16 protein-coding genes are annotated in these 15,286 nt (G+C 70.9%); 15 read left to right on the forward strand and 1 reads right to left on the reverse strand.

Annotated features, from left to right (window positions below; translation table 11 throughout):
* Window positions 1-32 precede the first annotated feature (32 nt).
* Complete coding sequence (locus ACNF49_RS22210) at window positions 33-920, reverse strand: peptidylprolyl isomerase (protein WP_357986182.1); 888 nt, start codon at window positions 918-920, stop codon at window positions 33-35.
* Window positions 921-1,090: 170 nt separating this feature from the next.
* On the opposite strand from ACNF49_RS22210, the gene ACNF49_RS22215 reads away from it, so the two are divergent.
* From ACNF49_RS22215 to ACNF49_RS22285, 15 genes are all read left to right on the forward strand, one after another.
* Complete coding sequence (locus tag ACNF49_RS22215; protein ID WP_357986179.1) at window positions 1,091-1,591, forward strand: hypothetical protein; 501 nt, start codon at window positions 1,091-1,093, stop codon at window positions 1,589-1,591.
* A gap of 69 nt (window positions 1,592-1,660) precedes the next feature.
* Window positions 1,661-2,902, forward strand: coding sequence for a replication-associated recombination protein A (locus ACNF49_RS22220; protein ID WP_482945566.1), 1,242 nt, complete (start codon window positions 1,661-1,663; stop codon window positions 2,900-2,902).
* A 31-nt stretch (window positions 2,903-2,933) separates the two neighbouring features.
* Entirely contained in the window at window positions 2,934-3,665 is a 732-nt protein-coding gene (locus tag ACNF49_RS22225) for a cyclase family protein (protein WP_482944872.1), read from the forward strand.
* A gap of 172 nt (window positions 3,666-3,837) precedes the next feature.
* Window positions 3,838-4,212, forward strand: coding sequence for a DUF948 domain-containing protein (locus tag ACNF49_RS22230; protein ID WP_352327837.1), 375 nt, complete (start codon window positions 3,838-3,840; stop codon window positions 4,210-4,212).
* Window positions 4,209-4,439: a hypothetical protein gene (locus ACNF49_RS22235; protein WP_352327836.1), complete on the forward strand. Its 231-nt coding sequence runs from the start codon at window positions 4,209-4,211 to the stop codon at window positions 4,437-4,439. Before ACNF49_RS22230 ends, ACNF49_RS22235 begins: the two co-directional genes overlap by 4 nt.
* Before the next feature lie 22 nt (window positions 4,440-4,461).
* Window positions 4,462-7,134 carry an alanine--tRNA ligase gene (alaS, locus tag ACNF49_RS22240; RefSeq protein ID WP_357986170.1) on the forward strand — a complete coding sequence of 891 codons (2,673 nt, stop codon included), beginning with the start codon at window positions 4,462-4,464 and terminating at the stop codon, window positions 7,132-7,134.
* Between the two features lies 1 nt (window position 7,135).
* Entirely contained in the window at window positions 7,136-7,618 is a 483-nt protein-coding gene (gene ruvX / locus ACNF49_RS22245) for a Holliday junction resolvase RuvX (protein WP_357986168.1), read from the forward strand.
* A gap of 439 nt (window positions 7,619-8,057) precedes the next feature.
* A complete protein-coding gene (gene mltG / locus ACNF49_RS22250) occupies window positions 8,058-9,131 on the forward strand; it encodes an endolytic transglycosylase MltG (RefSeq protein WP_498702846.1) in 1,074 nt (357 codons plus the stop codon).
* A 210-nt stretch (window positions 9,132-9,341) separates the two neighbouring features.
* Window positions 9,342-10,499 carry an endolytic transglycosylase MltG gene (gene mltG / locus ACNF49_RS22255; protein ID WP_357986162.1) on the forward strand — a complete coding sequence of 386 codons (1,158 nt, stop codon included), beginning with the start codon at window positions 9,342-9,344 and terminating at the stop codon, window positions 10,497-10,499.
* Window positions 10,500-10,584: 85 nt separating this feature from the next.
* Window positions 10,585-11,469: a shikimate dehydrogenase gene (locus ACNF49_RS22260; RefSeq protein ID WP_482944874.1), complete on the forward strand. Its 885-nt coding sequence runs from the start codon at window positions 10,585-10,587 to the stop codon at window positions 11,467-11,469.
* A gap of 354 nt (window positions 11,470-11,823) precedes the next feature.
* Window positions 11,824-12,396, forward strand: a complete 573-nt coding sequence (infC, locus tag ACNF49_RS22265; RefSeq protein ID WP_482944875.1) for a translation initiation factor IF-3 — start codon at window positions 11,824-11,826, stop codon at window positions 12,394-12,396.
* Window positions 12,397-12,520: 124 nt separating this feature from the next.
* Window positions 12,521-12,715, forward strand: coding sequence for a 50S ribosomal protein L35 (gene rpmI, locus ACNF49_RS22270; protein ID WP_125635662.1), 195 nt, complete (start codon window positions 12,521-12,523; stop codon window positions 12,713-12,715).
* Window positions 12,716-12,739: 24 nt separating this feature from the next.
* On the forward strand, window positions 12,740-13,126 hold the full coding sequence (rplT, locus tag ACNF49_RS22275) for a 50S ribosomal protein L20 (RefSeq protein ID WP_482944876.1): 387 nt from the start codon (window positions 12,740-12,742) through the stop codon (window positions 13,124-13,126).
* A gap of 76 nt (window positions 13,127-13,202) precedes the next feature.
* A complete protein-coding gene (locus tag ACNF49_RS22280) occupies window positions 13,203-14,006 on the forward strand; it encodes a TrmH family RNA methyltransferase (RefSeq protein ID WP_357986153.1) in 804 nt (267 codons plus the stop codon).
* 50 nt (window positions 14,007-14,056) lie between these two features.
* Complete coding sequence (locus tag ACNF49_RS22285; RefSeq protein ID WP_357986150.1) at window positions 14,057-15,148, forward strand: sensor histidine kinase; 1,092 nt, start codon at window positions 14,057-14,059, stop codon at window positions 15,146-15,148.
* Window positions 15,149-15,286 lie beyond the last annotated feature (138 nt).

The following is a 15,286-nucleotide window of genomic DNA, read 5'->3' on the forward strand; positions in this document are numbered from 1 at the left end:
GAAGGGGGCGCCCGCCGTCGTCGTCGCGGGTGCTACCGCACGGTGACGCGCTTGATGATGATCGGGTTCTTCGGCGCGGTCGAGCCGCCGTCGCCCACGATGTCGTCGCCGTTGACGATGACGCCGTCCTTGGCGACCTTCTCGATGATCTCCAGGCCCGAGCGCACCATGCCGAGCACCGAGTACTGCGGCTCCAGCTGGCCGTTCTCGTCCGACAGCGAGATGGCGAACTGGCTGCTGTTCTGCCCCGCAGCGCCGTCGGGCTGGGTCAGGAAGACCACGCCCTTGGTGTAGGACATGCCGACGGCCTCGTCGCCGAACACGTAACCGGCCGTGCCCTGCCCGTCGGTCGGGTTCCTGCCGTCGGCCTTGGCCTGCGGGTCGCCGCACTGCAGCAGGTACAGGCCGGCCGTCTCCGGCGTCACCAGCCGGTGGCACTTGGTGTTGTCGTAGAAGCCCTTCTTGGCCAGGAACGCCATCGAGTTGACCGAGCACGGGGTCGCGTTCGCGTCGACGTCGATCACGATGTCGCCGTGGTTGGTGCTCACGGTCATCGTCTTGAGCTTGAGGTTGGGCCGCTTGCCCGGCAGGCCGACGAACTTGTTGGGCGCGGATTCGTCACGCTTGTACGTGCACGACACCTTGCCCGCCTTCCTCGGCGGCGTGGTGCTCGGCAGCGCGGTCGGCGCGGGAGAGCTGGTGCTGGCCGAGGGCGAGGGCGTGCTCTCCGCCGCGACCGTCTTCTTGTCGTCGCCCATCAGGTTGGTCGCGGCGAAGATGCCGCCCGCCACCACGACGACGGCCACGCCCGCGCCGATGAAGGTGTTCCGCCTGGCTTTGGCGGTCTGCTCGGCCGCGCGCCTCGCCTGCCGCTCCTTGTGCTCCCGGGCCAGCTCGCTCTGGCGGTCGTCGCCGCTCACCGGTTGTCTCCTTCATCTTTGCCGACACATGACCAAACAACTCCGCGAATGCTACCGGCCTCCGATATGTGCCGGGCGTAAGTGGCGGAAGCCGCAGAGTGGGGCAAGTGAGGAGAGAACCTTCTCGCGGACGGATACGTAGTTCAGGTGAGCCCCTCCAAGGAGTGACCGTGTTCGACCAGATCCTCGGCCTGCCGGCCCATCCGCTGATCGTGCACCTCGCCGTGGTGCTGACGCCGCTGCTCGTCCTCGTGGGCGGGGCGTACGCGCTGGCGCCTCGCGTACGGGCCGTGACGGCCTGGGCGGTGGTGCTGCTGGCCGTGGCCGCCCCCGCGGCGGTCCTCGCGGCCAAGGAGAGCGGGGAGAGCCTCAAACGGGCCCGCTTCGCCGACGTGGACGGCCCGCTCGGCGCGCGCGTCGCCGTCCACGAGGGCTACGCGACCCCGCTGCTGCTGTCGGCCGCCGGGCTCGCCGCCGCCTGCCTGGCGCTGGTGTACGCCACCACCCCCGCCCGCGGCTCGCTCACCTCCGACCGGTTCGGCAGGCCCGTCACGCTGGTCCTGTCGGCGCTGACGGTCGTCCTGGCCGCCGTGGCGGGCTACTTCTGCTTCCGGGCGGGCGACACCGGGGCCAGGGCCGTGTGGGCCGCGGCGGTTCTGACCGGCGTGTAATCTCGCGTTGTGGATAGCCTGTTCGATTCGGCGGCTGAGGAGGCCACCCCGCAACCCCTCGCGGTGCGGATGCGCCCGCGCACCCTCGACGAGGTGATCGGCCAGCGGCATCTGCTGGGCCCCGGCACCCCGCTGCGGCGGCTGGTCGAGAGCGAGGCCCCCATGTCGCTGTTCCTGTGGGGCCCGCCCGGCACCGGCAAGACGACCCTGGCCTACGTCGTCTCCAACGTCACCAAGCGCCGCTTCGTCGAGATCTCCGCCGTCTCGGCCGGCATCAAGGACGTCCGCGCCGCCATCGACAACGCCCGCCGCGAGCTGGGCATGAGCGGCCGGCAGACCGTGCTGTTCGTCGACGAGGTCCACCGCTTCAACAAGGCCCAGCAGGACGCGCTGCTGCCGGCGGTGGAGAACCGCTGGGTCACCTTCATCGGCGCCACCACTGAAAACCCGTCCTTCTCGGTCATCTCGCCGCTGTTGTCGCGCTCGCTGCTGCTCACGCTGGAGTCGCTGTCCGACGACGACGTGCGCGCGGTCCTGGAGCGCGCGGTGGCCGAGCCGCGCGGCCTGGGCGGGCGGCCCCGGCTCGCGCCCGAGGCCCTCGACCACCTGGTGCGCCTGGCCGGCGGCGACGCGCGCAGGTCGCTGACCTACCTGGAGGCCGCCGCCCTGCTGGCCGACGACATCACCGCCGAGGTGGTGGAGAAGGCCGCCGACAAGGCGGCCGTGCGCTACGACCGCCAGGGCGACCAGCACTACGACGTGATCAGCGCGTTCATCAAGTCGATGCGCGGCTCCGACGCCGACGCCGCGCTCCACTACCTCGCCCGCATGATCGAGGCCGGCGAGGACCCGCGCTTCATCGCCCGCCGCATCGTCATCTTCGCCTCCGAGGACGTCGGCATGGCCGACCCCACCTGCCTGCAGACGGCGGTGGCCGTGGCCCAGGCCGTGCAGCTCATCGGGCTGCCCGAGGGGCAGATCAACCTGGCCCACGCCGTCATCCACTGTGCGATGGCGCCCAAGTCCAACGCGGTCGTCAAGGCCATCGGCGCGGCGGTCGGCGACGTCCGCAAGGGGCTGATCGGCCAGGTCCCCGGCCACCTGCGCGACGCCCACTACCCGGGCGCGGCCAAGCTCGGCCACGGCGACGGCTACAAGTACCCCCACGACTTCGACCACGGCCTGGTGCGCCAGGACTACGCGCCCGAGCAGGTGCGCGACCGCCGCTACTACGAGCCCACCAGGCACGGCGCCGAGGCTCCGGTGGCCGACCGCTGGGCCCGGATCCGCGACTTCCTGCGCGGTTCCTGAGCCCTGCCCGCACGCTAGATTGATCGCCATCATGACCGACCACCGCGCGAGCTTCGACGCCCGCATCACCTTCGGCAACGGCGGCGACCTCGCCGTCCACGGCTTCCGCGTCGACCTGCCCGGCCCCGACGCCACCGAGGACGAGATCGCCGCGCTGTTCGTGGCCTCGCTCGGCCTGCTGATGACCGACGGCGTCGAGCTCGACAACGTCGAGATCTTCGCCGAGCCGCACAAGGGCACCAGGGGAGGGCCTTCCGACCGTGCCGTGCAGGCCGCGCCGGCGGCCGGGGGAGCGCTGGTCGAGCTGGCCCGCCCGCCCGCCGACGGCGGCACGTACCTGGTGGCGCCCGGCGGCGACCTGACCGGCCTGCCCCTGGCCCGCACCGCCGAGCTGCCCGCCGTGGTGGTGCGCGTGGCGGGAGCGGAGGCGCGGGAGGTCGGCGTGGGGGCGCTGGCCGCCTTCGACGTGCGCGGCAGGGCGGTGCTGCTGCACACCGGCGCGCGTGACGGGCGGAGTCTCACCCCCAAGGGCGCCGCGTGGCTGGCCGAACAGGGCGCGTCCCTGGTCGGCACCGACGCCGACGCGGTCGGTGGTTCAGCGGCTCTCGACGTGCTGCTGGCGGGGGGCGTGCCGGTCGTGGAGCGGCTGGCCGGGCTCGACCGGCTGCCGCCCACCGGCGCCCTGTTCACGGCCGCGCCGCCGTTCCTGGAGGGCGTCGGGCGGGTTCCCGTACGCGCCTTCGCCCGCGTCCCCGAGGCGTGACAGGAGGCGGGCCGGGCGGCGGAATGCCTGGTCGGAGCGGCATGTGATCGGTCAACGAAGTGTCCGCAGGTGGCCTCGCCGCCGGATCCGGCCCGTTTTCCTCACTAACGTTGTCGCCGGGACGCGATAGGGTTCTTGCCGTTCCGGCCCAGCGTACGAGGGAGATGAGCGGATGCTTACCGCTGGAGAGGTCGCCGGCCTGATCGCGGCCACGGGCTGGATTGTCCTGGTCTGCGTTCTCGCCATGGTGCTCGTCAAGCTCGCCAGGCTGCTCACCGAGACCACCAAGGCGGTCTCCGACCTGAACAACCGCCTGGTGCCGCTGCTCGACGACGTGAGCGTCACGGTCAACGAGACCAACAGGCAACTCGTCGCCGTCGAGGCCATCGCCCAGGACGTCAAGCAGGTCAGCGCGCACGCCGCCAAGCTCAGCGCGGTGACGCAGACCATCTTCACGGGCCCGTTGATCAAGGTGTCGTCGCTCGGCTACGGCGTGCGGCGCGCCATCGAGGCCCGCAGGCCCGCCCGGGTGAGGCGGTCCCGGTGATCAGACGGCTGTTCTACCTCTCGCTCGGCGCGTTCCTCGCCTTCTGGGTGATGCGCAGGCTGCAGGCGCTGCACCCGACCCACGTCGTGCGGCGCACCGCCGACGGCGCGGCGGGGATGCTCGCGCGGGTGAGAGACTTTACCTCTGACGCGCTCGGCGAGGCCGCCGAGCGCGAAACCCAGTTGCGGGCGCGCTTCGGGCTCGACAACGCTGAAATCGACAACTGACTACCAGCAAAGGATGGCCACAATGGAGTCGGCAGAGATAGCCCGCCGCTTCCTGCGCTTCTTCGAGGAGCGTGGGCACAAGGTCGTGCCCTCGGCCAGCCTGATCGCTGAGGACCCCACGCTACTCCTGGTTCCTGCCGGTATGGTGCCGTTCAAGCCGTACTTCCTGGGGCAGCGCAAGCCTCCGGCGTCACGGCTGGCCACCGCGCAGAAGTGTGTGCGCACGCCCGACATCGAAGAGGTCGGCAAGACCACCCGGCACGCCACCTTCTTCCAGATGCTCGGCAACTTCTCCTTCGGCGACTACTTCAAGTCCGAAGTGATCCCGTTCGCGTGGGAGCTGCTCACCAGGTCCGAGTCCGACGGCGGCTTCGGCTTCCCCGAGGAGCGGCTGTGGGCCACCGTCTACCTCGAGGACGACGAGGCCTACGACATCTGGCGCAACAAGGTCGGCGTGCCCGAGAGCCGCATCCAGCGCCGCGGCCTGGAGGACAACTACTGGCACATGGGCGTGCCCGGCCCCGGCGGCCCCTGCTCGGAGATCTACTACGACCGCGGCCCCGAGTACGGCAAGGAGGGCGGCCCCGTCGCCGACGAGGACCGCTACCTCGAGGTCTGGAACCTCGTCTTCATGCAGTACCAGCTCAGCCAGGTCCGCACCAAGGTCGACTTCGACATCTCCGGCGAGCTGCCGGCCAAGAACATCGACACCGGCATGGGCCTCGAGCGCATGGCGACGATCCTGCAGGGCGTCGACAACCTCTACGAGATCGACACCACCTACAAGATCCTCGACAAGGCGGCCGAGCTCACCAAGACCCGCTACGGCCGCGACCACCGCGCCGACGTGAGCCTGCGCGTGATCGCCGACCACGTGCGCACCGGCACCATGCTGGTCGCCGACGGCGTCATGCCCGGCAACGAGGGCCGCGGCTACGTGCTGCGCCGCATCCTGCGCCGCTCGGTGCGCAACCTGCGCCTGCTCGGCTCCGGCGACGAGCGCTACATGCACGAGCTGACCGACGTCGCGATCAACGTGATGGGCGAGCAGTACCCCGAGCTCAAGGTCGACGCGCCGCAGATCCACGGGATCATCGACGCGGAGGAGGCGTCCTTCCTGGGCACGCTCCGCACCGGCACCGCGATCTTCGACGTGGCCGTCGAGGAGACCAAGCGCAAGTCGGGCACGACGCTCTCGGGCGACCAGGCGTTCAAGCTGCACGACACCTACGGCTTCCCGATCGACCTGACCCTGGAGATGGCGGCCGAGCAGGGGCTCAAGGTCGACGAAGAGGGCTTCCGCCGCCTCATGAAGGAGCAGCGGCAGAACGCCAAGGCCGACGCGGCGGCCAAGAAGACCGGCAACGCCGACATCTCCGTCTTCGGCCACCTGCTGGAGAAGGCCGGCAAGATCGACTTCCTGGGCTACGACGAGACCGAGGCCGAGACCTCCGTCGTCGGCATCCTGGTCGACGGCGTCAGCGTGCCGGCGGCCGGCGCGGGCACGACCGTCGAGATCGTGCTCGGCCGCACCCCGTTCTACGCCGAGGGCGGCGGCCAGCTCGCCGACCAGGGCGTCATCCGCACGGCGGGCGCCGAGGTCGAGATCATCGACGTGCAGTCGCCGCTCAAGGGCCTGATCGTCCACCGCGGCAAGGTCCGCAGCGGTGAGCTGAAGGCCGGCGACGAGGCGCAGGCCGAGATCGACGTCGAGCGCCGCCGGGCGATCTCGCGCAGCCACAGCGCCACCCACCTGGTCCACCGCGGCTTCAAGAACGCGCTGGGCGAGACGGCCGCGCAGGCGGGCTCGGAGAACTCCCCGGGCCGCTTCCGCTTCGACTTCACCGCGGCGGGCGCCGTCCCGGCCAGCGTGCTGCGCGACGTCGAGGACGAGGTCAACGCGGTGCTGATCAACGACCTCAAGGTCAACGCGTTCTACACCTCCCAGGCCGAGGCCAGGGCGATGGGCGCGCTGGCGATGTTCGGCGAGAAGTACGGCGACGAGGTCCGCGTGGTCGAGATCGGCGACTACTCGCGCGAGCTGTGCGGCGGCACCCACGTCCACAGCTCCGGGCAGCTCGGCCTGGTCAAGGTGCTGGGCGAGCAGTCGGTCGGCGCGGGCGTGCGCCGCGTCGAGGCGCTGGTCGGCATCGACGCCTTCCGCTTCCTGGCCCGCGAGAGCGTGCTGGTGGCCCAGCTGTCCGAGCAGCTCAAGGCGCGCCGCGAGGAGCTGCCCGAGCGCATCGAGGGCATCGTCACCCGCCTGCGCACCGCCGAGAAGGAGCTGGAGAAGGTCCGCTCGGCGCAGGTGCTCCAGGTGGCCGGCGAGCTGGCGTCCCAGGCCCGTGACCTGCACGGAGTCTCCGTGGTGACACACCGCGCGCCTGATGGCACCGGCGCCGACGACCTGCGTAAGCTCGCGCTTGATGTGCGTGGCAGATTCCCGGCCGACCGGCCGGCGGTCGTGGTGATCGCCGGCGCCCCCTCCGACCGGCCCGTGGTGGTCGCCGCGGTCAACGAGGCGGGGCGCGAGCGGGGGCTCAAGGCCGGAAGGCTGGTCGGCGTCGCCGCCAAGGCTCTTGGGGGTGGCGGTGGCGGCAAGGACGATGTCGCGCAGGGCGGCGGTACGCGGCCCGAGGCGATCGGCGACGCGCTCGGCCTGGTCGAACAGGCCATCGGCGAGCAGATCGGATGACATGAGGTTCGGTTCGCGGATCGGCGTCGACGTCGGTTCCGTACGCATCGGCGTGGCGCGCAGCGATCCCAGCGGGACGCTGGCCACGCCGGTCGAGACCGTGCGCCGGGGCAAGGGCGACCTCGACCGCCTCGCCGAGATCGTCGCCGAGCACGAGGCGATCGAGGTGATCGTGGGGTTGCCCACGTCGCTGTCCGGGCGTGAGGGGCAGGCGGCCGGGCTGGCCCGCGCGTTCGCCGCCGAGCTGGCCGGCCGGCTGGCTCCCACGCCCGTGCGGCTGTTCGACGAACGGCTCACCACGGTCGCGGCCCAGCACGGGCTGCGGGCCAGCGGCGTCAGCGCCAAGAAGCAGCGCGGGGTCGTCGACCAGGCGGCCGCCGTCGTCCTTCTCCAGGACGCCCTCGACTCCGAACGCGCCACAGACAGACCACCAGGCAGGCCCGTCGAACCGCCCCCCGCGGCGGCCGACGGACCTGCCTCATGACCGGGCGGCACCGCGAGGCCCGCGACGGGGCCCGCCACAAGGGCATGGCCCGTGCGCAGGCTCCGATGCCGCCCGCCGGGCGTACGACCGGCGAGGTGGCCGCGTGAACACCACCCCCGACGACGACGGCGACGAGGTCATCCCGTTCCGGCGGACGGACTCCGAGCAGGAGACACCGCCGCGACCGGCGGCCGAGGAGCACGCCGGGAGCAGCCAGTGGCCGGTGGGCGAGGACCCTGCCGGGAGCAGCCCGCGGCCGGTGGGTGAGAACCCTGCCGGAAGCAGCCCATGGCCGGTGGGTGAGAACCCCGCTGGGAGCAGCCCATGGCCGGTGGGTGAGAACCCCGCTGGGAGCGGCCCGCGGATGGCAGGTGAGGACCCTGCCGGGAGCACGCCGCATCCGGTGGGCGAGGGTTCCGCCGATGGCAGATCGCACCCGATGGCCGAGGAGTCTGCCGGGAGCAGCCGGTCGTCGCGCCGTGGCCGGGCCCTGGGCAAGGCGGGGCTGATCTCCGCCGCGCTGGTCGCCGCCCTGGTCGCGGCGGGCGCGGGCGTGCTCATGGTGGTCAGGCCGTACCTGAGCCCCGAGGACTTCGAGGGCGTGGGCAGCGGGACGGTCACCGTCCGCATCCCGCCAGGGGCGAACGCCGAGGACATCGGCACGGCGCTGGCCGACGCCGGCGTGGTGGCCAGCTCACGTTCGTTCGTGAACGCGGCCCAGGAGCGGGCCGTGGCCAACCGGCTGCGTCCCGGCCACTATCGGCTGCGCAAGGGCATGGCCGCGGGCGCGGCGCTCGACCTGCTGCTCGCGCCCGCCTCCCGGCTGGTCAGGCGGGTGACGGTGCCGGAGGGGCTGCGCGCGGGCGAGGTGCTGCGGCGCGTCGCGCAGCTGGCCGCGCTGCCGCTGAAGGAGCTGCAGAGCGTGGACAAGAGCCTGCTCGGGCTGCCCTCGTACGCGCCCGGGATCGAGGGTTTCCTGTTCCCGGCCACCTACGACGTCGAGCCAGGCGACAAGGCGGTGGACGTGCTGGCCGCCATGGTGGAGCGGTGGGGCGTGGCCGCCCGGCAGATCCACCTGGCGGAGGGTGCCCGCCGGCTCGGCCTGACGCCGCTGGAGGCGCTCACGGTCGCCAGTCTCGTGCAGGCGGAGGGCGGCACCGACGCCGATTACCCCAAGATCGCCAGAGTGATCTACAACAGACTCAGGAGCAACACGCCGCTGGAGCTGGACACCACGGTGCTCTACGCGCAGAACCGTCGGTCACTGAAGGTCACGGAGAGCGACACCAAGGTGAACTCGCCCTACAACACCTACCACCGCCGCGGACTGCCGCCGGGGCCCATCGCCAATCCTGGTGAGAAGGCGCTGCTGGCGGCGCTGAACCCAGCCGCGGGTGATTGGCACTGGTTTGTGACGACGGATCCGGCGCATAGAATCACCAAATTCACCAACAAAGAGAGCGAGTTCGTGAGATACCGGGAAGAGTTGAACAAGAACCTCGGGACGGACTGATGTTCGGCGGGACCCCCCTGTGCCCGCGCAAAAGCCCCATACCGGGTCATGCGCCCTCTTCCCATCCCCTAGCATGGCTACCCAGAGTGATCTCCGCTGGTCGTGGGAGCATGCCCGGCGGATCCCCCCGTTTCGCCCGGTGAGCTCCGCCGGTTCGGCACAACCGCTTGACGCCGAACGGGCCGTACCGGGAGATTGGCCAGCGCATCTATGAGCGATCTCGATCTGAACTCCCTGCTCGGCACCGAGGACGACGAGGGTCGGTCCCGGCGCCGTACCCGTGGCTCCGGCAAGCGCGGCGGCAGCCGCCGGCGGCGCCGACGCCGTAACCGGGGCGGCTTCGTCGCGCCGTTGCTCGCCTTCGTCGTGCTGGCGGGCATCATCGGCGGCGGCGGCTACTACGGCTACCTGTGGGTCAGCGACGCCCTCGTGCCTGACGACTACACCGGCCAGGGCACCGGTGAGGTGATCGTCGAGATCAAGGACGGCCAGAGCGCGTCGGAGGTGGCCGAGGAACTGGTGCGCCTCGGCGTCGTGGCCAGTGCCAGGGCGTTCAGCACCGCCATCGGCAACGCCGGCAAGAGCGGGTCGCTCCAGCCCGGCCAGTACAAGATGCGCAAGAAGATGTCGGCGGCCGGCGCGGTGGCGATGCTGAGCCCCGAGAACAAGCTGCTGGCCAAGGTGGCGGTCAAGGAGGGCCTGCGCCTGTCCGACACGCTGTCCACGCTGGCCAAGGCGACGGGCAAGCCGGCCAAGGGGTTCGCGGCCGCGGCCAAGGACACCGCCGACCTCGACCTGCCGTCGTACGCCAAGGGCAAGCTGGAGGGCTACGCCTTCCCGGCCACCTACGACTTCCCGCCCAACGTCACCCCGTCCCAGATCCTGGGCGCGATGGTCAAGCGGTTCAACCAGACGGCCGAGGAGGTCGACCTCGAAGGCGGCGCCAAGGCCCTGGGCCGCAAGCCGCAGGACATCGTGGTCATCGCCAGCATCATCCAGGCCGAGGCCGGCCGGTTCGAGGACATGCCCAAGATCTCCCGGGTCATCTACAACCGGCTCGACCGCGACCCGGAGATGAAGCTGGAGATGGACAGCACGGTCATGTACGCACTCAACAAGTACCGCACCGCCGCCACCATCGCCGAGACGAAGACCAAGAGCCGGTACAACACGTACATGTACCTCGGCCTGCCGCCGGGCCCGATCTCGAACCCCGGCCAGCACGCCATCGAGGCGGCGCTCAACCCGGCCAAGGGCGACTGGCTCTACTTCGTCGCCACCGACCCCAACAGCAGCGTCACCAAGTTCGCCACCACCGAGGCCGAACGCCAGGCGCTGCTGGCCGAGTACAAGCGGAACGGCGGCTGACCTCCGCCGCCAGGGGGCCGTCCGACGACCGGCGACCCCCTGCGGCGTGGTAGGAGTAGGGACCGTGTTTCCGGAAGGAGTGTCGATGCGGGCTGCGGTCATGGGCTCGCCGATCGGGCATTCGCTCTCGCCCCACCTGCACAGGGCCGCCTACGCGGCGATGGGGCTCGACGGGTGGAGCTACGAGGCGATCGAGTGCGACGAGGCGCGGCTGCCCGGCCTGCTCGCCGGGCTGACCCCCGTGCGCGGACAGCGCGGCGGTGAGCAGGGCGGTGGTGAAGAGGGCGACGGCGAGCGCGCGTGGGCGGGGCTGTCGCTGACGATGCCGCTCAAGCGCGCCGTGCTGCCGCTCCTCGACACCGTCTCCGATCTGGCCGTCGAGGTGGGCGGGGCCAACACCGTGGTCTTCGCCGACGGCCTGCGCCACGGCCACAACACCGACGTCCACGGCATCGAGCAGGCGCTGGCCGAGGCGGGTGTGCCCGCGCCGCGGTCGGCGACCGTCCTGGGCGGCGGCGCCACGGCCGCCTCCGCGCTGGCGGCCCTGCGCAACCTGGGGCTGTTCGCGGCCACGCTGCTGGTCCGCGACCCGGCCAGGGCGGGGGAGACCGCCGAGGTGGCCGAACGGCTGGGCGTGGCGCTGGCGGTGGAGACGTTCGACAAGCTCGACGCGTACACGGGGGTGGACCTGGTGGTCTCCACGCTGCCCGCGGGGGCCGCCGATGCCTTCGCCGGGCGGCTGGCCCGCGTGCCGGCGCTGTTCGACGTGGTCTACGCCCCCTGGCCCACCAAGGCGGCCATGGCGGTCCGCGACGCGGGCGGCACGGTGGTCGGCGGCTTCGCGATGCTCCTCCACCAGGCGGCGCGCCAGGTGGAGCTGATGACCGGCCGCGTGGACGTGCCGGTCGAGGCCATGCGCGCGGCGGGCGAGGCCGAGATCGCCCGGCGGTCCGCGGCCCGTCCGCAGTGATCTACCCGGCGATTGTCCGCGCCGGCGGGATGATTCGAGGCGCGTGCGTGGTTGTGGTAATGTAGCTCTCTGATCGGTCCGGCATGCCTTGCTGGACGCGCAAGCGGAGGTCTCCCTCCCACCCGAGTCGCCGAAAGGTGGCCGGGTCCAGGATCACGCCGGACTCTCCGGGGAGCTCGAGGCCACGAAGCCACAGAGCTCAGTGGCCCCGCATGCGCGACGTGCGGGGTTTTTCGCGTCTTCGGCGCGGAAGGCCCCCGCCACGACGAGCACGTAGGGATCGCAAACCTAGGAGGCCCCATCAGCACTGAGCCCCGCATCAACGAGCGTATCCGAGTTCCCGAGGTTCGCCTCGTGGGCCCGAACGGCGAGCAGGTCGGCATCGTCAGCATTCACGACGCGCTGAAGCTCGCCCAGGAGGCCGACCTCGACCTCGTCGAGGTCGCGGCCACGGCTCGACCGCCCGTGTGCAAGCTCATGGACTACGGCAAGTTCAAGTACGAGTCCGCGATGAAGGCGCGCGAGGCGCGCAAGAATCAGGCGCACACGATCATCAAGGAGATCAAGCTCCGGCCGAAGATCGACCCGCACGACTACGAGACCAAGAAGGGTCACGTGGTGCGGTTTCTCAAGGCGGGGGACAAGGTCAAAGTCACGATCATGTTCCGCGGGCGTGAGCAGTCCCGGCCGGAGCTCGGCTTCCGGCTGCTGCAGCGGCTGGCCGAGGACGTCCAGGAGCTCGGGTTCGTGGAGTCCCAGCCCAAGCAGGACGGCCGTAACATGATCATGGTGATCGGTCCGCACAAGAAGAAGGCCGAGGCCAAGGCCGAAAAGGCTGCCGCCAAGGCGCAGCGTGGCGAGGAGCCTTCCGCGTCGGAAGAGGAGTCTTCCGTACCGGAAGCGGAACCTTCCGTACAGGAAGCGTGACCTGCGGCTGGGGTTAGCCTTACACCACGCGCCCCGGCAGCCACCGGCAGACGAACAAGCCGCGACCGGGCCGGCCAGCACCGGCCCGGCCACCGGCACGACCGAATTGAGGAGAGACGGCGACATGCCGAAGATGAAGACGCACAGCGGTGCGAAGAAGCGGTTCCGGCTCACCGGCACCGGCAAGCTCAAGCGCCGCCGCGCCAGCCGCGCGCACTACAACGAGTGGAAGTCGTCCACGCTGACGCGTCGTCTCAAGGGTGAAGTCGTCGTTTCGCCGGCAGACACCAAGAAGATCAAGAAGCTGCTCGCCAAGTAGCGCGAACCCCCGGGGAGAAGAAACATGGCACGCGTGAAGCGGGCGCTCAACGCCAAGAAGAAGCGCAAGGTCGTCCTCGACAGGGCGAGCGGTTACCGTGGCCAGCGGTCGCGGCTGTACCGCAAGGCCAAGGAGCAGATGCTCCACTCGATGACGTACGCCTACCGGGACCGCAAGGACCGTAAGGGTGCGTTCCGCCGTCTGTGGATCCAGCGGATCAACGCCGCTGCCCGCGCCAACGGCATCACCTACAACCGCCTGATCCAGGGCCTGCGTCTGGCCAACATCGAGGTCGACCGCAAGATCCTCGCTGACCTCGCGGTCAACGACGGCCCGACCTTCGCCACGCTCGTCGAGGCCGCCAAGAAGGCGCTCCCGGCGAACGTGAACGCTCCGGCCACCGCGGGCTGAGGTCGCCTTCAGACACAGAGGGCCCACCGTCACGGTGGGCCCTTTTGCTGTATCCACGCACGATCAGGGGGAGAGCATGGCCGGGTCCGAGCTGACCAACGTGAAGTCGCCGAGGGTGAAGGCCGCACGCAGGCTCACCAAGCGCGCCTTCCGGGAGCAGGACCGCAGGTTCCTGGCCGAGGGGCCGCAGGCGGTGCGCGAGGCGCTCAAACTCGACGGGGTGACGCTGGAGCTGTTCACCACGGCCGAGGCCGAGCTGCGGCACGCCGAGCTCATCACCCAGGCCACGCTGCAGGGGGTGCCCGTCCACCGGGCCAGCGGCGAGGTCATGTCGGAGCTGTCCCAGACCGTGACCCCGCAGGGGCTGCTGGCGGTGTGCCGGCTCGTGCACGTGCCGCTGGAGGAGGCGCTGGCCGGGGAGCCGAAGCTGGTCGCGATGCTGGCGCACGTACGCGATCCGGGCAACGCCGGCACCGTCATGCGGGCGGCCGACGCCGCAGGGGCGGACGCGGTGATCTTCACCGACGCCTCCGTCGACCCCTACAACGGCAAGTGCGTACGCGCCAGCGCGGGCAGTTTGTTTCATCTGCCGGTCGTCATCGGTGCACCGGTCGCCGCCGCCGTGCGTCAACTGAGGGAGCGGGGCATGCGCGTGCTGGCGGCCGACGGCGCGGGCAAGCACACGCTCGACGACGTGGATCTTTCCGGACCGACTGTGTGGATCTTCGGGAACGAGGCCTGGGGACTGCCGGAGGAGATACGCGCCGAGGCGGACGATGTGGTCAGAGTGCCCATCTACGGACAGGCTGAAAGTCTCAACCTGGCCACCGCCGCGGCCGTGTGCCTTTACTCCTCCGCCAGGGCTCAGCGAGTGCCCTAGGCGGCCGGAAACCCGCTATTGTCGGCGTTGTAGGCGGAGGAGGCGAGGTCGTGCACGGCGCAGAAACCGACGGGCGAGTCGTGGCCGCCGCGTGCACGATCTCCATCGACGACCTCCCCGACGGCCTTATCGTGACCGACCGATATGGGTGCGTGCTGGCCGTCAACCGGGCCGCCGCCCGGCTCACCCGGGTCGCCATGGAGCGCGCCGTGGGCCGGGAGATGAACGAGGTCTTCCCCTTCCGCGACCACGACGGGCGCGAGTGGTGGAAGGCGCTCGATCCCGAGGGCGGGCTGCGTACCAGGACCAGGGTCCCCGAGCGGCCGCTGCACCTGCCGGGCGGCCAGGAGCTCTACGTCGCGGCCCGGCTGGTGCGCGAGCCCGAGCGCGGCGGCGAGGTCGAGCGGGTGACGATCACCCTGCGCGACGGCGGCGCCCGCGCCCGCCTGGAGCGCAGCCGCGCCGACCTGGTCTCCACCGTGGCCCACGAGCTGCGCTCGCCGCTGACCAGCGTCAAGGGCTTCACCGCCACCCTGCTGGCCAAGTGGACGCGCTTCACCGACGAGCAGAAGCGCGTCATGCTGGAGACCGTCAACAACGACGCCGACCGCGTCACCCGGCTCATCACCGAGCTGCTCGACGTCTCGCGCATCGAGTCCGGGCGGCTGGAGGTGCGCCGCCAGGTCGTCGACCTGCCGGCCAGGGCGCACCGGCTGGTCGCCGGCCGGGTCGCGGCGGGCGACTCGGAAGACCGCTACCGCCTGATCGTCGGCGACCGCCTGCCGGAGATGTGGCTCGACCAGGACAAGATCGACCAGATTCTGGGTAATCTGGTGGAGAACGCGGTGCGCCACGGGCGTGGCACCGTGACGATCGAGATCGAGTCCGTCGGATGGGGAGTGGCCGTGTCGGTGCGCGACGAGGGCGAGGGCATCGAGCCCGAGCTGGCTCCGCGCGTCTTCCGGCAGTTCTGGCGGGGCGGCAACAGCCGCAGGCGCGGCGGCACCGGGCTCGGCCTGTTCATCGTGAAGGGCCTGGTCGAGGCGCACGGTGGCACGATCACCGTGCAGCGCGCGCCCGAGGGCGGCGCGGAGTTCCGATTTACCGTGCCCACCGGCACACCCGACTTCGCCACGGTCTGAAGCCCCGAGCGGCTTGGCGCCCGTCGAAGTCGGTCCGGTGGGCGGGCCCCACTAGACTCATTTCCGCTCAAGCCCTGGATACGGAGCTCACTCTTGTCTGACTACGACCCCGTCGAGGTGACGCCGTTGCACGCCGAC

Source organism: Actinomadura sp. ATCC 39365 (assembly GCF_054392275.1).